16 protein-coding genes and 3 pseudogenes are annotated in these 16546 nt (G+C 71.8%); 11 read left to right on the top strand and 8 right to left on the bottom strand.

Annotated features, from left to right (window positions below):
• Positions 1-139: 139 nt before the first annotated feature.
• The gene (locus IF00_RS0131145; protein WP_030323829.1) at positions 140-943 is read left to right on the top strand and encodes a TIGR04222 domain-containing membrane protein; all 804 of its coding nucleotides are present in this window, start codon (positions 140-142) and stop codon (positions 941-943) included.
• A 19-nt stretch (positions 944-962) separates the two neighbouring features.
• Positions 963-1544 carry a GNAT family N-acetyltransferase gene (locus IF00_RS0131140; protein ID WP_245234684.1) on the top strand — a complete coding sequence of 194 codons (582 nt, stop codon included), beginning with the start codon at positions 963-965 and terminating at the stop codon, positions 1542-1544.
• 68 nt (positions 1545-1612) lie between these two features.
• Here the strand turns inward: IF00_RS0131140 and IF00_RS0131135 are convergent, their stop codons facing one another.
• Together IF00_RS0131135 and IF00_RS0131130 are read right to left on the bottom strand one after the other, a co-directional pair.
• The gene (locus tag IF00_RS0131135) at positions 1613-3241 is read right to left on the bottom strand and encodes an AMP-binding protein (protein ID WP_030323826.1); all 1629 of its coding nucleotides are present in this window, start codon (positions 3239-3241) and stop codon (positions 1613-1615) included.
• Positions 3238-4923, bottom strand: a complete 1686-nt coding sequence (locus IF00_RS0131130) for an AMP-binding protein (RefSeq protein WP_030323824.1) — start codon at positions 4921-4923, stop codon at positions 3238-3240. The genes IF00_RS0131135 and IF00_RS0131130 overlap by 4 nt, the downstream gene beginning before the upstream one ends.
• Positions 4924-5014: 91 nt before the next feature.
• On the opposite strand from IF00_RS0131130, the gene IF00_RS0131125 reads away from it, so the two are divergent.
• Positions 5015-5830 carry a helix-turn-helix transcriptional regulator gene (locus IF00_RS0131125; protein WP_030323823.1) on the top strand — a complete coding sequence of 272 codons (816 nt, stop codon included), beginning with the start codon at positions 5015-5017 and terminating at the stop codon, positions 5828-5830.
• Between the two features lie 31 nt (positions 5831-5861).
• On the opposite strand, the gene IF00_RS0131120 is transcribed toward IF00_RS0131125, so the two are convergent.
• Together IF00_RS0131120 and IF00_RS0131115 are read right to left on the bottom strand one after the other, a co-directional pair.
• Positions 5862-6326 (bottom strand): SUKH-3 domain-containing protein, encoded by a 465-nt coding sequence (locus tag IF00_RS0131120; RefSeq protein ID WP_030323821.1) that lies wholly within the window; start codon positions 6324-6326, stop codon positions 5862-5864.
• A gap of 16 nt (positions 6327-6342) precedes the next feature.
• Positions 6343-7458 carry a winged helix DNA-binding domain-containing protein gene (locus IF00_RS0131115; protein ID WP_037639429.1) on the bottom strand — a complete coding sequence of 372 codons (1116 nt, stop codon included), beginning with the start codon at positions 7456-7458 and terminating at the stop codon, positions 6343-6345.
• 151 nt (positions 7459-7609) lie between these two features.
• Here IF00_RS0131115 and IF00_RS0131110 point away from each other — a divergent pair, with 151 nt between their 5' ends.
• Positions 7610-8716, top strand: a complete 1107-nt coding sequence (locus IF00_RS0131110; protein WP_030323817.1) for a magnesium and cobalt transport protein CorA — start codon at positions 7610-7612, stop codon at positions 8714-8716.
• Positions 8717-8973: 257 nt separating this feature from the next.
• Here the strand turns inward: IF00_RS0131110 and IF00_RS48115 are convergent.
• Positions 8974-9177: pseudogene (locus IF00_RS48115) on the bottom strand (hypothetical protein); the annotation flags it as partial.
• Between IF00_RS48115 and IF00_RS0131105 the strand changes: the two are divergent.
• Positions 9160-10059 carry a hypothetical protein gene (locus tag IF00_RS0131105; protein ID WP_158710536.1) on the top strand — a complete coding sequence of 300 codons (900 nt, stop codon included), beginning with the start codon at positions 9160-9162 and terminating at the stop codon, positions 10057-10059. The pseudogene IF00_RS48115 and the gene IF00_RS0131105 overlap by 18 nt on opposite strands.
• Positions 10060-10155: 96 nt before the next feature.
• Positions 10156-10887, top strand: coding sequence for a hypothetical protein (locus tag IF00_RS0131100; RefSeq protein WP_030323813.1), 732 nt, complete (start codon positions 10156-10158; stop codon positions 10885-10887).
• 64 nt (positions 10888-10951) lie between these two features.
• Here the strand turns inward: IF00_RS0131100 and IF00_RS0131095 are convergent, their stop codons facing one another.
• Complete coding sequence (locus tag IF00_RS0131095) at positions 10952-11611, bottom strand: MSMEG_1061 family FMN-dependent PPOX-type flavoprotein (protein WP_030323811.1); 660 nt, start codon at positions 11609-11611, stop codon at positions 10952-10954.
• Between the two features lie 106 nt (positions 11612-11717).
• Between IF00_RS0131095 and IF00_RS0131090 the strand changes: the two genes are divergently transcribed.
• Entirely contained in the window at positions 11718-12116 is a 399-nt protein-coding gene (locus IF00_RS0131090; RefSeq protein WP_030323809.1) for a TOBE domain-containing protein, read from the top strand.
• 10 nt (positions 12117-12126) lie between these two features.
• On the opposite strand, the gene IF00_RS0131085 is transcribed toward IF00_RS0131090, so the two are convergent.
• Positions 12127-12543, bottom strand: coding sequence for a PucR family transcriptional regulator (locus IF00_RS0131085; RefSeq protein ID WP_063740702.1), 417 nt, complete (start codon positions 12541-12543; stop codon positions 12127-12129).
• An 84-nt stretch (positions 12544-12627) separates the two neighbouring features.
• On the opposite strand from IF00_RS0131085, the pseudogene IF00_RS44175 reads away from it, so the two are divergent.
• From IF00_RS44175 to IF00_RS0131065, 4 genes and pseudogenes are all read left to right on the top strand, one after another.
• Positions 12628-12843: pseudogene (locus IF00_RS44175) on the top strand (hypothetical protein); the annotation flags it as partial.
• A gap of 106 nt (positions 12844-12949) precedes the next feature.
• Positions 12950-13339 (top strand): TOBE domain-containing protein, encoded by a 390-nt coding sequence (locus IF00_RS0131075; RefSeq protein WP_030323805.1) that lies wholly within the window; start codon positions 12950-12952, stop codon positions 13337-13339.
• Between the two features lie 89 nt (positions 13340-13428).
• On the top strand, positions 13429-14259 hold the full coding sequence (modA, locus tag IF00_RS0131070) for a molybdate ABC transporter substrate-binding protein (protein WP_030323803.1): 831 nt from the start codon (positions 13429-13431) through the stop codon (positions 14257-14259).
• An 82-nt stretch (positions 14260-14341) separates the two neighbouring features.
• Complete coding sequence (locus IF00_RS0131065; RefSeq protein WP_030323802.1) at positions 14342-16279, top strand: ABC transporter permease; 1938 nt, start codon at positions 14342-14344, stop codon at positions 16277-16279.
• A 57-nt stretch (positions 16280-16336) separates the two neighbouring features.
• Here IF00_RS0131065 and IF00_RS0131060 read toward each other — a convergent pair.
• A pseudogene (locus IF00_RS0131060) lies at positions 16337-16540 on the bottom strand (TOBE domain-containing protein); the annotation flags it as partial.
• Between the last annotated feature and the right edge of the window lie 6 nt (positions 16541-16546).

The following is a 16546-nucleotide window of genomic DNA, read 5'->3' as shown; positions in this document are numbered from 1 at the left end:
GCCCGAGCGCGTCCACGGCCGCCGTCGACGGGCCGGGCACCGGTGGCGTGGCGCCCACGACACCTCGGCATCCGAAACCGGCCATTCACGCGTGACGATCACGCTCACCCGGGCACAACACCTTCGGGGGGTGGGCGTCATGCCGACGGGGATGTGGTGGTTCATAGGAGCGGCCTGCGGGCAACTGCTGCTCGCCGTCGCGTTGTTGCGAACCCGCAGCAAGGAAAGCGAAGGGCCGCGTCCGGACGACGTGCCGCCACCGCAGGCCCTGGCGCTGCTGCGGGGCGGACGGCGGGCGGCCGTCACCGTGGCGCTGGTGGCACTGCACCAGCGCGGCGCGGTCGCGGCGGGCCGCAAACATACGATTCGGGCCAACGGCGGCCCCGGCCGCACCCGGGACCCCGTCCAGCTGGGGGTGCACGGGGCGCTCCACCGGGCGTTCGCGTTGCGTGATCTGGCGCTGCGCCCCGAGGCGCGGCGGGCGGTGGACGTGCTGCGCCGCGAGCTGCGCGGGGCGGGGCTGCTGCAGCCGCCGGCGCGGTTGTGGGCGGCCAGGGCGCTGCTCGGCTGCGTACCGCTGACGGTGGCGGCGGGGGCGTACGCGACGGGGGCGACCGGTACCGGTCTGGCCGGGGCGCTGGTGGCCGGGGCCCTGCCCGTCCTGCTCGCGGCGGTGGTGCTGCTGCGGCTGCCGCCGGCGACCCGGGCGGCGCGGCGGCTCCTCGCCGGGCTCCGGGACCGGTACCCGCTGCCGGCGCATCGGCGCGAGGTGACGGACGGGTGGCTCGTCCAGCTGTACGTGGCGCTGTACGGCGATCCGGCGCTCGCGCTGTTCCTGCCCCACTTCTCGCGGGACGGCGGGCTGCTCGACCGGCCCGGTGAGGTGGACCGGAACCGGCCGCCGCAGGAGCGTGGTCCGGTTCCGGGCGACGGCGCGGGGTGAGGCCGCGCCATACTGTCGTATGCGCATCAGAGCGGCCGCTCCGGCCGAACTCCCGCTGCTCCAGGACATCGAACGGGCGGCGGGCGAGCCGTTCCGCACCCTCGGCATGGCGGCGATCGCCGACGACGACCCCCTGCCCCTGGACGTCCTGGAGTCCTATCGCCGCGCGGGCCGGGCGTGGGTGGCGGCGGACGCCGCCGATCGCCCGGTCGCGTATCTGCTGACCGACACGATCGACGGATCCGCCCACATCGAGCAGGTGTCGGTGCATCCGGACGCCGCCCGCCGGGGTGTCGGCCGGGTGCTGATCGAGCATCTGGCGGCGGCCGCGAGGGATCAGGGCCTGGCGGCGCTGACCCTGACGACGTTCACCGAGGTGCCGTGGAACGCGCCGTACTACGCGCGGCTCGGTTTCCGTCCGCTGACCGACTCCGATCCGGCGCTGACGGAGGGCCTGCGTGCCATCAGCCGCGCGGAGGCGGCCCACGGCCTCTCCGTCTGGCCCCGGGTGTGCATGCGCCGGGAGGTGCGGCACGCCCCGGCGGACCTGGGCGTCCCGGAGGCGCGGGAGGAGGCCCGGGAGGCCCGGCAGCGGGGCTAGGAGGTTCCCGGGCATCGCCGCCCGGCTCGCCCGGGCCCAGGGCAGCGCCGCCCGGCTCGCCCGAGGTCCTAGGGAGCGCCGCCCGGTTCGCCGTACCGCTGCCGTAGTTCCACCTTCCGCACCTTCCCGCTCACCGTCATCGGGAACTCGGTGAGGATCTCCACCCGGCGCGGGATCTTGTAGTGGGCGAGCCGGTCGCGGCAGAAGGCGGTGACCTCCTCCAGGGTGGGCGGATCGGCCGGGTCGCGGGGGATGACGCAGGCGAGGATCTCCTCGCCGTAGCGCTCGTCGGGCACGCCCACGACCTGGACGTCGGCGATCTTCTCGTACCCGTAGAGGAACTCCTCGATCTCGCGCGGGTACACGTTCTCGCCGCCCCGGATGATCATGTCCTTGATGCGGCCGACGATCTGGACGTAGCCGTCGTCGCGGATCACCGCCAGGTCGCCGGTGTGCATCCAGCGGCCGGGGTCGATCGCCTCCGCGGTCTTCTCCGGTTCGTCCCAGTAGCCGAGCATCACGCTGTAGCCACGGGTGCAGAGTTCGCCCGCGGCGCCGCGCTCGACGGTGAGGCCCGTCGCCGGGTCGACGACCTTCACCTCGACGTGCGGCATGACCCGTCCGACCGTGCCCGTGCGGCGCTCCAGGTCGTCGTCGCGGCGGGTCTGGGTAGAGACCGGCGAGGTCTCGGTCATGCCGTAACAGATCGACACCTCCGCCATGTTCATCTCGGCGACGACCCGCTTCATCACCTCCACCGGGCACGGCGAGCCGGCCATGATCCCGGTGCGCAGGCTCGACAGGTCGTAGGCGGCGAAGTCGGGGAGATTCAGCTCGGCGATGAACATCGTGGGCACCCCGTAGAGCGAGGTGCAGCGCTCCTCCTGCACGGCCCGGAGGGTGGCGGCCGGGTCGAAGGAGGGCGCGGGGATCACCATGCAGGCGCCGTGAGAGGTGGCGGCCAGGTTTCCCATGACCATGCCGAAGCAGTGGTAGAAGGGCACCGGGATGCAGATGCGGTCCTGCTCGGAGTAGGCGATCATCTCGCCCACGAAGTAGCCGTTGTTGAGGATGTTGTGGTGGGAGAGCGTGGCCCCCTTGGGGAAGCCCGTGGTCCCCGAGGTGTACTGGATGTTCACCGGCTCGTCGCAGGAGAGCGGCTCGGGGCGCAGATCTCCCGGCGTACGGGCGAGGAACGCGTCCCAGCCCGGGTCGCCGAAGTAGACCGTCTCGCGCAACTCCGGGCATTCGGAGCGCACTTCATCGACCATCGCCCGGTAGTCGCTCGTCTTGTGCGCGAGTGAGGCGAAGAGCAGGGTGATCCCGGCCTGGTCGAGGACGTACGCCAACTCGTGGGAACGGTACGCGGGGTTGATGTTGACCATGACCGCGCCGATCCGGGCGGTGGCGTACTGCACGAGGACCCACTCGGCGCAGTTGACCGCCCAGATGCCGACCCGGTCGCCCTTCCGCACCCCGCTGCCGAGCAGGGAACCGGCCAGCCGGTCGACGTCGGCGCCGAATCGGGCGTACGTCCAGCGGCGTCCGGTGGGCACGTCGACGAGTGCCTCCCGCTCCGGCCAGGCGGCGACGGCCCGGTCCAGGTTGGCACCGATGGTGTCGCCGAGGAGCGGAGTCTCCGACACCCCATGGGCGTAGGAGAGTGCGGTGGTCTCTACGGTTCCGGACGGTGTCATGCCAGGTCCCCTTCCACGAATTCCCTGCCGCCGCCCTCGGCGGTCAGCCGGCGCAGTTCCACCCGCCGGATCTTGCCGGAGACGGTCTTGGGCAGCTCGGCGAACTCGATGCGCCGGACCCGCTTGTACGGGGCGAGGACCGCGCGCGAGTGGGCGAAGAGGACCTTCGCGGTCTCCGCGTCGGGCTCCCAGCCGGCCGCGAGGACGACGTACGCCTTGGGGACGGCGAGCCGCAGCGGATCCGGTGCGGGGACGACGGCGGCCTCGGCGACGGCCTCGTGCTCCAGGAGCGCGCTCTCCAGCTCGAAGGGGCTGATCTTGTAGTCGGAGGCCTTGAAGACGTCGTCGGCGCGTCCGATGTAGGTGATGTACCCCTCGGCGTCCCTCGAACCGATGTCGCCGGTGCGGTAGTAGCCGCCGGCCATGGCCTCCGCCGTACGCTCCGGATCGCCGTGGTAGCCGGTCATCAGGCCCACCGGGTTGGCGGACAGGTCGAGACAGATCTCGCCCTCCTCCACGTCCGCCTGGCCGCTCACCGGGTCGACGAGGGTGACCCGGAAGCCGGGGCTCGGGCGCCCCATGGAGCCCTCCTTGAGGCGTTGGCCGGGACTGTTGGAGACCTGGACGGCGGTCTCGGTCTGGCCGAAGCCGTCTCGGATGGTGACGCCCCAGGCGCGCCGCACGGACTCGATGACCTCGGGGTTCAGCGGTTCGCCGGCGGCGACGACCTCGCGCGGCGGGGCCTTCAGCCGGCCGAGGTCGGACTGGATCAGCATCCGCCACACGGTCGGCGGGGCGCAGAAGCTGGTGACGCCGTTGCGCTCCATCTCGTTCATCAGCCGGGCCGGGTCGAAGCGCGTGTAGTTGTGGATGAAGACGGTCGCCTCGGCGTTCCACGGGGCGAAGAGGTTGGACCAGGCGTGCTTGGCCCAGCCCGGCGAGGAGATGTTGAGGTGGACGTCGCCGGGCTTGAGGCCGATCCAGTACATCGTCGACAGGTGCCCGACCGGGTACGAGGTGTGGGTGTGCTCGACCAGCTTGGGACGGGCCGTCGTGCCGGACGTGAAGTACAGCATGAGGGTGTCCTCGGCGAGGGTGACGCCCTCGGGCTCGAACACCTCGGACTCGCGGACGGCATCCTCGTACCCCAGCCAGCTCACCCCGTCCCCGCCGACCGCGATCCGGGTGTACTCCCCCGGGACGTCGTCGAACTTGGCGGTGTCCTCGGCGCGCACGACGACATGCCGGGCGCGGCCCCGGTCCACGCGGTCGCGGAGGTCGGCGGGGCCGAGGAGCGGGGTGGCCGGGATGACGACGGCGCGCAGCTTCATGGCGGCGAGCACGGTCTCCCACAGCTCGGCCTGGTTGCCCAGCATCACGATGATCCGGTCGCCGGCGCGGACGCCCTGGGCGCGCAGCCAGTTCGCGACGCGGTTGGAGCGCGCGGACATGTCGGCGAAGGACACCTTCGTCTCGGATCCGTCCTCCTCCACGATGTGGAGCGCGGTCCGGGCGTTGCCCTCGGCGATGACGTCGAACCATTCGAGCGCCCAGTTGAACCGGTCGGACCGGGGCCAGACGAATCCCTCGTAGGCCGTCTCGTAGTCCTCGCGGTGCTGAAGCAGGAAGTCCCGGGCCGCCCGGAACCTCTCCGTCGCACTGGTCGCGCTCTGTGCCGTCATACGTCCTCCTCATTGCGGGACACGCCTCGGACATCGTGTAATCAGTGACCCAGGTCTCACTACCCCCGTTCGGGGGTGAAGGAGTGGTCCCGTGCCCGAGCGGATGGAAACGGCCGAGCTGCGCGCGGCGCTGCTGCGGCTGCGCCGGGCCAGCGGACTGCCCGTGGTCTTCGGCGGGCTGCTCCAGGACGGGCGGCCGATGCGGATCGGCGAGACCTGCGGGGCGGTGACACCCGCGCTGCACGGCCTGGCGATCTCCACCGGCTCGGGCCTCGGCGGCAAGTGCCTGGCCCTGTCACGGCCGTGCGCGGTCACGGACTACCCCTCGGCCCGGCACATCACCCACGAGTACGACGGCCCGGTCGCGGCGGAGGGGCTGCGCTCGGTGATCGCGGTGCCCGTCGTCGTACGCCGCAAGGTGCGCGGTGTCCTGTACGGGGCGCTGCGCGACGCCCTGCCGATCGGCGAGCGGGTCTTCGACGCGGCGGTCGCGGCGGCCCGCGATGTGGAGCAGGCCCTGGCCGTACGGGACGAGGTCGGCCGCCTCGACACCGCTCCGGCCCCGGGGCCGTCCTGGGAGGAGGTCCGCCAGGCCTACGGGGAGCTGCGCGAACTGGCCCCGCAGGTCCCGGACCCGGAACTGCGGGAACGCCTGCTCGCGGTCTGCGGCCGCCTGGAGACGGCCTCGGGGACACCTCGCGACCTGCCGGGAGTGGCGCTGACCCCCCGGGAGACGGACGTCCTCGCGGCGGTGGCCTCGGGCGCGACGAACGCGGCGGCGGCGAGCCGTCTCGGCCTGCGCCCGGAGACGGTCAAGGGCTACCTGCGCTCGGCGATGCGCAAGCTGGGCGCGCACACCCGCCTGGAGGCGGTGGTGGCGGCGCGGAGGGCGGGGGCGCTGCCGTAGGGCGCCTCGGTGACGGCCACGGCCGGGCACGTCACCGGAAGAAGTCCCGTGCTTCCCGCTGGGGCCCGTACAGCAGACAGCCGACGGCCTCGTGCGCGGTCAGACCCAGGAAATAGGGACCGGTGTGGTGCAGGAGGAAGAAGCGCGCGGTGGCGTCGACGAGGACCATCGCCCCGTCGAACGTCTCGTATCCGACGGGAAACAGCCTCCTGCCCAGGTTCCCGGCGAGCTCGGCGACGTCCTCGGCGCTCTCGTCGTAGATCCAGTGCGGGGTGAACCCGACGGCGATCGGCGGAGTTCCCGGAATCTCCAGGCGCACTCCACCGAACTCCCGGACGAAGTCCCGAGCGGCACGGAACGGTTCGACCGGATGGCCTTCCTCGGCGAACCGGTCGATGACGAACGCCAGGAGCTCGGGCAGCCGCGCGCCGATGTCGCGCCCCGGGTACCAGCCGGCCGCGGCGAGGGCGCCGGCCACGGCTTCCTCCCGTGTCACCCGGCCGTCTCCGCCGTCACTCCGCATGGACGATCTCGTACGGGATGTCCGAAGGCGTCATGAGCCGGAGGGTCCGCTCGGCCTCGGCGGTGAGCTCGGCGCGCTGGGCGCGCGTCACGTGCGCGAAGGGCTCGACGGTGAGGGTGATGCGGTCCTTGCCCTCGTCGAGGTGCCAGAGCCCGGCGAGGAAGCCGTCGAGGAGGAAGACGCGGTGGGCCTGGTTGCCGGTCCAGGTGCGGCCCTTGTGCTCGGCGGGCATGACACGGCTGCGGTTGGCGTGCGACAGCAGCAGGTTGTCGAACTCGGGGAGGAACCGGGGCGGGGCCGGGGTGTCCTCGTCGGGGCGGGACGCGTCCGGCAGGTCGAAGAGCTCGGTGCCGCGCTCGTCCTGGAAGACGAGGAGCCGGGGCCGCAGCCGCTCGAACGCCTCACCGAGTCGGGTCAGGCCGCACCAGGTCTGCATGTCCTTGACGGAGGCGGGCCCGAAGGCCCCGAGGTAGCGGAGCACGGTCTCGTCGAGATCGGCGGCGCCGTCGGCGGGGTCGCCGAACCACTGGTCGGTCGTGGTGAGCGCGACCTGGCCGCCACGCCCCCAGAGGCCGCGCGGGGTGACCTGGACCAGTGGCAGGAGACAGCGGGCGGCGACGGAGAGCGACGGCGGGTCGGCGTCGGGCCACTGGGGAAGCAGCTCCTCGCGCAGCTCCTTGGGCGTGCGGGGCCGCTCGGCGACGAGCGCACGGGCGATCTCGGCGAGCCGGTCGAGATCGACGCCGTCGAGACCGCCGCGGGAGACGAAGACGGCGAGCTCGCGGTCGATGGCCCCGGGCTGGACGAGCCCGCGCAGGGCGACCGCGTCACGAGCGGTGTGGGTGTGCACCGTGGAGCGCATGGTGACGATGCGGGCGACGTCACGGGACTCCATGAGCGCGGACAGCTGCTCGGGCCGGAATCCTTCGAGGCGGGCGGCGAGCGCGTAGTACGGCGGCTTGGTGTTCTGCGCCTGGAGCCCGAGAAGGTGCTCGACGGCCTCCGTGACGCCCAGGGAGGCGGGGCGGAGAAGCAGCTGGCGGTCGAGGGTGGCACGGTTCAGGGCGCGGACACCGAGCACGGGGTGGGTCGTCTTGAGGGCCATGATCGGCACGCTACCCGGACTTGCGGACAGATACGGTCCGCAAGGCGCTAGCGGCGCCACCGCGACGTGGGGGAACACCGACGCCAATCCCTCATCATTCACCCGAAACCAACCCCATATATCCTTCCCGGAGACTCAGGAGGTGCACGAGATGTCCGACCGTCGCCCACGCCAGGCATGGCGCCGCCCCCAGGCGGAGCCGCCCGCCGCCGCCTCCCCGGAGGCGGCGGAGGAGCGGCGGAGCGTGGTGCAGGCGAGTCTGTACCGGGACGGCCGTCGCGTCTCCTCGCCGGCGACGCTCGCGGAGACCTTCCGACAACTGCGCGAGCACCCCGACGGCATGGCGTGGATCGGTCTCCAACGCCCGACCGAGGAGGAACTCCACTCCCTGGCAGCCGAGTTCGACCTGCACGAACTGGCCGTCGAGGACGCGATGGAGGCGCATCAGCGCCCCAAGCTGGAGAGGTACGGCGACACACTCTTCGTGGTCCTCCGGGCGGCCCGCTACCTGGACGCGCAGGAGGAGGTCGAGTTCGGCGAGCTCCACATCTTCGTGGGCCCGGACTTCCTGATCACGGTCCGCCACGGCGCGGCACCGGACCTCTCCACGGTCCGCCGCCGCATGGAGAAGGACCCGGAGCTGCTCGCCCTGGGCCCGGAGGCGGTCCTGTACGCGATCCTCGACGCGGTGGTCGACGGCTACGCGCCGGTGGTGGCGGGCGTCCAGAACGACATCGACGAGATCGAGACGGAGGTCTTCGGCGGCGACCCGGCGGTCTCCCGCCGCATCTACGAACTCTCCCGGGAAATGGTCGAGTTCCAGCGCGCCACCCGCCCGCTGGTCGGCATGCTGCACGGCCTGATGGCGGGCTTCGCCAAGTACGGCACGGACGAGGAACTCCAGCGCTACCTGCGCGACGTGGCGGACCACGTCACCCACACCAGCGAGCGCGTCGACGGCTTCCGCCAGGCACTCACGGACATCCTCACGGTCAACGCGACCCTGGTCACCCAGCAACAGAACGCGGAGATGCGGGCGTTGGCGGAGGCCGGATTCGAGCAGAACGAGGAGATCAAGAAGATCTCCTCGTGGGCGGCGATTCTGTTCGCACCCACGCTGGTGGGAACCATCTACGGAATGAACTTCGACAACATGCCGGAGCTGCACTGGGCGGGCGGGTATCCGTTCGCGGTGGTGCTGATGGCGGTGGTGTGCACGAGCCTGTACGTGGTCTTCAAGAAGAAGGACTGGCTGTAGCAACCCACCCAGCCTCTTGATCCATTCAGCGTTGGGCAAACAGGGGACGGCGTCCCCGAAACCCCCGCGGAGCATCCGGGGGTCTTGCGCGGGTGAGGGTCGATCGACATCAGGGGCTCCGCCTCTCCAAAGGGCGACGCCCGGCGCGGGCACCGCTGGCCGCGCTCCGTGCGAGCAGGCCATTCGAAGGGTGCTACCGGGCGTCGCGCCGCCGGCGCGCGCTCGAACTCGGCGACATCCGTCATCCAGGGACCGTGCCGTTCGAGTGCGGCGCAGCTGCCGCGGACGAAGGCGCTCACCAGGTTCCGCTCTCGTCGAGCACGGCGGGCTACACACAGAGACCACGGAGACCGGGTCGCAGACCACCGAGAGCCCCTGTCGCACGGCTCTGGGCAGACCTGTGCCAGACAACCCCCGCGAGATACCCTTTCTATATGACCGAAATGAGCAATGAAGTCCATTTGGCACTCACGGGACGCATCACGTTCGAACAGGACATCAATGTGGCCCAAGGCGCACACGTCATCGCCATCGTCCAGGCACCCACGGGTCTGATCCACGCCACTCCTGGCCCCGAGCCGCCCGGTTCGCCCCCCGAGCCCGCCCTGGCGAGAGAAGAGGGCGTCCGCGAGCTGCCTTCCCGCGGTCGGCCGACGCGGCAGTCACTGCCGGAGAGTCCCCGCCGCGCACTCGACGCCTCCGGCGCCAAGACCGTCCCGGAGAAGATCACCGCCTTCGCCGCCTACCTGACGCTGGTGGAAGGCCGTGAGACATTCGGCCATCAGGATCTTCGAAGACTCTTCGAGCGGGCGCGTGAACGCATCCCCACGCATTTCTCGCGGGAGTTCGACAAGGCCGTGCGGGCCGGCTGGATCCACGAGGGGACGGAGCGGGGGTCCTACTACCTCTCGGACTCCCTGCTGAACCTCCTCGAAGACGGCTACGCAAGTCACCGGAGCAAGCGCACCCGCACATCATCTGCGTCCACGACCACCACCCGCACAAACGCCCGGCGGAAGCCGCGCATGCTCGCCGTTCCCGACGACTTCTCCGGGATCGATCAACTCCCGGCGTCCATCGACGGCGGGCCGCCTTACCAGCAGGTCAGGCTCAAGCGCGACCGGCTCCTATGGGCGATCAAGCTGGCGAAGGATCTGGGCGTACTCGCGCTGAAGACCAGCGACGTCACCTGGCTGACCGACAAACTCGGCGACGCCATCCTTTCCCGTGACATCACGGCGCACTTCAAGGGCCTGCATCGTGACGGCCTCGCCAACCGCTCAGTGGTCGACAACGCCATGCGGATCACGGAGAAGGGCGAGGAGTACCTCGCCGCCCTCTGACCCGCGTACACCCCGGCACCACATTCTCGCGGCTCCCGAACACTCCGAAACCCTGGAGAAGAACGTCACGCCGGTCCACGCGCGCAGCGTCGGTCGGTGACGCCGGATACCGACATCACCGACCGACGCACGGGCCGGTACACCCGTCACCCGCCCACTCCACCGGAATCCGCCGCGGGCGCGCCGTTCGGCGTGCAGGCCGGGCTCTACGGTCTGACGACGCTGACCGGCGGGCACTTCGGGTACGCGCTGAAGGCCGGCGCCCGGATCGAGGACTCCGCGGTCATCTACAACGAGAGCGACGAGGCCCGGGCCTTCCACGTCTACGGAGCCGACGTCACCCACGCGGCCGGTGGCGGCCCGGCCCCCGCGCAAGAGGGCCAGAGGATGGGCGGGGTCGGGGCCTGGCTGAGGCCGGACTCCGCCGCCACCGCCACCGTGCGGCCGAAGAGCCGCGCCACGGTCCGCTTCTCCCTCGCGGTCCCTGACGGCACCCCGCCGGGCAGCTACCTCGGCAGCCTGGTCGCCGCGCTGCGCACCCCCGCCGTCAGCGGCAGGGTGAACACCGAGACCCGCATGGCCCGGCTCGTCGAACTCGCCGTCCCCGGCACCGCCGACCTCCAGGTCTCCCTCACGGAACTGGAGCACCGGCCCGCGGGCGACGGCGAGCCTCTCCTCGTCATGACGCGCAGGCGACGGCGCGCCTGGCTGCGGCGCCGCGCAGAGGAACGGACCGCGCTGCGCGCACTGCGGCGGGAACTGCGGGCGGGCGACCCGCCTGCCGACGACCCCCGTGAAGCGCAGGCAGACGGCACGAGGCACCCGTGACCGGGGCAACGGGCTGCGGCGGGGGCCGGCCGTGCGACCAGGCGGGCGAAGGAGCGCTTTCCCGTCACTCGTAGCGGTACTTCAGCGAGTCCGCCTCCGCCTGCTCGATGTCGGCGATCGTCAGCTCCGGCATCCGCAGCTGGGCCAGTGTCACCTCGGCCGAGGTCGGCTGCGCGTCCGCCGACAGCCACTGCTCCGGCTTCCAGGCCCCGCTGCGCAGAAGCGACTTGGGGCAGTGCGGATACACCTCCTCGATCCCCACCACCAGCGCGCTGGCCGGCGGCTTGCCCACCGCGGTCAGCTGCGAGAGCAGGTCCGGACGGGTGGAGACACAGGCCCGACCGTTCACCCTGAGCGTCGTGGTGCGCCCCGGGATGACGAACAGCAGCCCGGCCCGTCCCGTCGCGATGACGTTCTGCAGGGTGTCCAGACGCTTGTTGCCCGTCGCGTCCGGTATCGCCACCGTCCGCGCGTCGAGGACGGTGACGAACCCGGCGGGGCCGCCGCGCGGGGAAACGTCGCAGTTGCCCTCCGCGTCCGCGCTTGCGACCAGGACCAGTGAGGACAGTCCGATCAACTGGCGTGCCTTCTCGGTGAGTTCTGTCATCTGCTTCCGCACGGCCGTGTCGTTGGGGAGTGCGTAGACCTGGCGCAGCGCCTCCTGGTCGGGCACGGAGTCGAGGCGGAGCGAGTCGAAGGCACTGCCGATGAGGGGTGTCGTCATGCCCCGAACCTAGTCGGCCGGCCCACGGCTGGTCTCGGGAGGGGGAACAAGGACGACCCGCATGCGCTGCCCGACGGGACTGTCCGGCGTGACCTGGAGTGCGGGGGTGCCGTCGTACAGCATCGGGCAGGCCGCACGGCTGCTCGGAGTGAGTTCGGAGACCGTGCGCCGGTGGGCGGACGGCGGTCGTCCGCGCATGGACCGGGACAGCTCGGGCAACCGGGTGATCGACGGGGTGGGGCTCGCGCGCTTCGCCCAGGAGCGCGGGGCCGGGCTGCACGCCGTCCCCGAGGACGAGGTGTCGACCTCGGTGCGGAACTCCTTCGTGGGGATCGTCACCGGGGTGCGGATCGACGACGTGGCCGCGCAGGTGGAGGTGCAGTCCGGGCCCCACCGGCTGGTGTCCCTGGTGACCCGGGAGGCCGTCGAGGAGCTGGGGCTCGACGTCGGGGTGACGGTGACGGCGCGGGTGAAGTCGACCAGCGTGCACATCGACCTGCCGTGACGGCCGCGGGTCAGCGGCAGAGGAGGGCGGCGCTCAGGTCCACCCGGTCGTCGAGGCGGGACAGGTCCCGGCCGGTGAGGGTCTCGATGCGTTCGACGCGGTAGTGGACCGTGTTGACGTGGATGTGCAGGGCCTCGGCGGTGCGTGTCCAGGAACAGTCGTGCGCCAGGAAGACCTCCAGGGTCTCCAGGAGCATGCCCCCCGACCGCCCGCCGTCCAGCAGGGGTCCGAGGGCCGTCCGGCGGTAGACCTCCCGTACCGCCTCGGGGACGCCGCCCAGCAGCAGGGCGAGGCCGTCGAGGTCACTGAGCCCGGCGACCGGTGGAGCCGAACGTGTCGTGGTGCGGGCCGCCGCGAGGGCGTAACGGGCCTCCGACAGCGCGGTGTTCAGCTCCGACCAGGGCACCGCGATGGCGATGATCGCCACCGGACCGCCCGGTGGCCACTACGCCGACGCCCGCGTGTCGCTGCTCGAGGACGGCACGTACGACATCGCCGTCGGCACCGCCGAGTCCACCTCACGGAGACGTCCGACGCGATCGGCCCGCTCGGGGCGAAGTCCATGAGCGAGAGCCCGTTCAACCCGGTCGCCCCGGCCTTCGCCAACGCCCTGCGGGACGCCACGGGTATCCGTTTCACCGAGCTGCCCGTCACCCGCGACCGCGTCTGGCTCGCCCTCGACCGCCGGGCGAGGACCGAGGCCTGGGACCCGCGTATCAGCAGGTGACACCGTCGGCCACTGTCGTCACTTCCTCCAACCCACCTCTCATTCGCGATGGAGAGTCCCACGAAGTTGTTGCAGATGAGATCAGACTCGGCCTACGGTGTCGCATATGCAGTCCTACACGATCGGGCAGGCCGCTCGTCTGCTGGGCGTCAGCCCGGACACGGCACGGCGCTTGGCGGACGCGGGCAGGGTTGCGACCCACCGCGACGAGAGCGGTCGGCGCGTCATCGACGGGAAGTCGCTCGCGGAGTTCTCCGCGGAGATCGCGCAGGGCGACGACGACGACGCGTCGTACACCTCGGCGCGCAACGCGTTCCCGGGGATCGTCACGGCGATCAGGCTCGGCGACGTCGCGGCCCAGGTCACGATCCAGGCCGGTCCGCACCGGCTCGTCTCCCTCCTCACCCGTGAGGCCGTGGAGGAACTGGGACTGGAAGTCGGCATGCAGGCCACCGCCCGCGTGAAGTCGACCAGCGTGCACATCGATCGCACCTGACCATCCCTCACGCAGTACCGAGCTTCTCGGCCGTCGGCGCGGCCGCCTCCCACCGCACCTTCCGTTCCCGTCAAGGAGTCCAGACCCTCATGCCCCTCACGCTCACCCCCACCAGACGTCGTACCGCCGCCGCAGTGCTCACCGCCGCCCTGCTGGTGCCGCTCGCGGCCTGCGGGAACAGCGACGACACCAAGGCGGACGCCGCCGGCCCCTCCGGTTCGGCCTCCGCCACCGGCTCCGCGAGCGGCGCGCCCGCGGCGAACCTGACCGTGCTCGCCGCCGCCTCGCTCACAGACGTCTTCAAGACCGCCGGTGCGGCGTACGAGAAGTCCCACCCGGGCACGAAGCTCACCTTCTCCTTCGCCGGCTCGCAGGAGCTCGTCGCGCAGGTCTCGCAGGGCTCGCCCGCCGACGTCCTGGTCACCGCCGACACCAAGAGCATGGACAAGGTGAAGGCCGACACCGGCACCCCCGCGATCATCGCGAAGAACCGGCTCGTCATCGCCACCGGCGAGGGCAACCCCTTCAAGGTCGACGACCTGAAGGACCTGGCCGACACCAGGCTCAAGGTCGTCCTCGCCGCCCCCGAGGTCCCGGCCGGCAAGTACAGCAAGCAGATCCTGGACGCCCAGAAGGTCACGGTGAAGCCGGTCTCCCAGGAGCCCAACGTGCGCGCCGTCCTCAGCAAGGTCGAGCTCGGCGAGGCCGACGCCGGCCTCGTCTACAAGACGGACGCCGCGAGCGCGGCGGACAAGGTCGACGCCGTCGAGATCCCCGACGACCAGAACGCCATCGCGAAGTACCCGGCCGCCACGATCAAGGACTCCGAGAACGCCGAGGCGGCCGCCGCGTTCGTCGCCTGGCTTTCCTCGCCCGAAGGCCGGAAGATCCTCCAGGACGCCGGCTTCCAGAAGCCGTGACCGGCCGGGATCACCAGATCGTGAGGGCTGCCCGTCCCGGGGGAACGGGCAGCCCTCCTCCCTCATGTCTTCGGGGTCGTCGATGAAACGAGCAGACGCACGCACGGCCGGCACCCGGCCGCCCCTGGCCCTCGCGCTGCCCGCGCTCCTGGCCGTGGCCTTCCTGACCCTGCCGCTGCTCGGCATCCTCGTCCGGACGGAGTGGGGCGCCCTCGCCGACCACCTCCGCTCACCGGGCACGGTCGAGGCGCTGAAACTCTCCCTCGTCGTGTCGTTCTGGGCGCTGGGGCTCTCCCTGCTGCTCGGTGTGCCGCTCGCCTGGCTGCTGGCCCGCGTGCCGTTCCCCGGCAAGGCCCTCGTCCGCTCACTCGTCCTGCTGCCGATGGTGCTGCCGCCGACGGTCGGCGGTGTGGCGCTGCTGCTCGCCTTCGGCCGACGCGGGCTCCTCGGCCCCTGGCTCGAAAGCACCTTCGGCGTCGTCTTCCCGTTCCACACGTCAGGGGCCGTCATCGCGGCCACGTTCGTCGCGATGCCGTTCCTCGTGATCAGCCTGGAAGGCGCGCTCGGCGGGCTGCGGCCGCGGTACGAGGAGACGGCGGCCTCGCTCGGCGCCTCGCCGGTACGGGTCTTCTTCACGGTCACACTGCCGATGGTCGCGCCCGGCCTGATCGCGGGCGCGGCCCTCACCTGGGCACGGGCGCTGGGCGAGTTCGGCGCCACGATCACCTTCGCCGGAAACCTGCCGGGAACGACGCAGACGCTGCCGCTGCAGGTCTACCTCCTGCTCCAGGACGAGCCCGAGGCCGCCACCTCCGTCTCGCTCCTGCTCCTCGCCATCGCCATGGGCGTCCTGATCGCCCTGCGCGGCCGGTGGACGGGGACGCCCTCGGACCGTCGTCCCCGCCCCGCCCCGGAGGCCGGGCGGGAGGAGCCGGCGCCGATCCCGCAGGCTCCTCCCGCACCCGCCACACCGAAGGACACCGAACGCTGGGCGCTGCACGCCGAGGTCACCGGCTTCACCCGACTCACCCTGGACGCCGCCCCGGGCACGACCATCGCCGTCGTGGGCCCCAACGGCGCCGGAAAGACCACGCTGCTCCGCGCCCTCCTCGGCCTCACCCCCCGCGCCCACGCCGGTCTGCGGCTCGGCGACGAGGACGTCACCGCGCTGCCCCCGCACCGACGGCATGTCGCCTGGGTCCCCCAGGACGGCGCGCTGTTCCCGCACATGAGCGCCCTCGCGAACACGGCGTACGGACTCCGCGCCCAGGGCGTCGGACGTGCCGAGGCCCGGCGCGAGGCCCAGACCTGGCTCGACCGGCTCGGCGTCGGCCCTCTCGCCCATCGCAGGCCGACCCAGCTCTCCGGCGGGCAGGCCCAGCGCGTCGCCCTGGCCCGGGCGCTGGCCGCCAGGCCCCGGCTCCTCGTCCTCGACGAACCGCTCGCCGCGCTCGACCAGACCACCCGTGCCCATGTACGCCACACCCTGCGCACCCACCTCACCGGCTTCGGCGGCGTCTGTCTGATCGTCACCCACGACCCGGTCGAAGCGGTCTCGCTCGCCGACCGCGTCCTCGTCCTCGACGAGGGCCGGGCCCTCCAGGACGCGGCCCCCGTCGAAGTCACCCGGCACCCCCGGTCCCCCTGGGTCGCCCGCATGCTCGGCCGCAACGCCTGGCCGGGCACGGCGACCCCGGAGGGCCTCGCGCTGGACGGCGGCGGAAACCTGGTCGCGACCGACCCGCCGCCGCCCGGCACCCCCGCGCTCGCGATCGTCGCGCCCGAGGCGGTGTCCGTCCACCGCGAGAAGCCCGCGGGCAGCCCTCGTAACGTCTGGCCCGGCACCGTACGCGAGATCACGGCGAGCGGCAGCCGGCTCCGGATCCTGATCACCTCGGACCGGGCCCCCGACCTGGTCGCCGAGATCACACCGCAGTCGGCGACCGAACTCGGCCTCGCCGACGGGGTGTCCGTCTGGACGAGCGTCAAGGCGACGGAGGCGACGATCGTTCCGCTGTGACGGGACCGCGTTCCCCTCTTCACCCCGCCCCCGCTTCCGCGAGGCGCGGGGTCAGGCCGAAGCGAGGGAGATCTCGGGCGACTTGATCAGCGCGACGACGGAGGTGTCGGCGTGCAGACCCAGGTCCTCGACGGCGTCTGCGGTGATCGCGGCGGTGATGTCCTGGCCACCGGCCAGGCGCACCTTCACCGACGCCATCGCCTCGCCGGCGGTGACGGACGTGACCGTGCCGGGGAACTGATTGCGCATGGACAGGGTCATGGACAT

Source organism: Streptomyces flavochromogenes (assembly GCF_000717595.1).
GTDB classification, from domain to species: domain Bacteria; phylum Actinomycetota; class Actinomycetes; order Streptomycetales; family Streptomycetaceae; genus Streptomyces; species Streptomyces flavochromogenes.
The sequence above is the reverse complement of the archived record's forward strand: the minus strand, read 5'-3'. Positions and strand labels throughout refer to the sequence as shown.

Excerpts from the sequence above, each read along its gene's own strand:
- IF00_RS0131075 (WP_030323805.1), top strand. The coding sequence starts at position 12,950 with ATGCAGTCCTACACGATCGGGCAGGCCGCTCGTCTGCTGGGCGTCAGC.
- IF00_RS0131130 (WP_030323824.1), bottom strand. The coding sequence starts at position 4,923 with ATGACGGCACAGAGCGCGACCAGTGCGACGGAGAGGTTCCGGGCGGCC.
- IF00_RS0131115 (WP_037639429.1), bottom strand. The coding sequence starts at position 7,458 with ATGGCCCTCAAGACGACCCACCCCGTGCTCGGTGTCCGCGCCCTGAAC.
- IF00_RS0131110 (WP_030323817.1), top strand. The coding sequence starts at position 7,610 with ATGTCCGACCGTCGCCCACGCCAGGCATGGCGCCGCCCCCAGGCGGAG.
- IF00_RS0131145 (WP_030323829.1), top strand. The coding sequence starts at position 140 with ATGCCGACGGGGATGTGGTGGTTCATAGGAGCGGCCTGCGGGCAACTG.
- IF00_RS0131065 (WP_030323802.1), top strand. The coding sequence starts at position 14,342 with ATGAAACGAGCAGACGCACGCACGGCCGGCACCCGGCCGCCCCTGGCC.
- IF00_RS0131095 (WP_030323811.1), bottom strand. The coding sequence starts at position 11,611 with ATGACGACACCCCTCATCGGCAGTGCCTTCGACTCGCTCCGCCTCGAC.
- IF00_RS0131135 (WP_030323826.1), bottom strand. The coding sequence starts at position 3,241 with ATGACACCGTCCGGAACCGTAGAGACCACCGCACTCTCCTACGCCCAT.
- modA (WP_030323803.1), top strand. The coding sequence starts at position 13,429 with ATGCCCCTCACGCTCACCCCCACCAGACGTCGTACCGCCGCCGCAGTG.
- IF00_RS0131105 (WP_158710536.1), top strand. The coding sequence starts at position 9,160 with ATGAGCAATGAAGTCCATTTGGCACTCACGGGACGCATCACGTTCGAA.
- IF00_RS0131140 (WP_245234684.1), top strand. The coding sequence starts at position 963 with ATGCGCATCAGAGCGGCCGCTCCGGCCGAACTCCCGCTGCTCCAGGAC.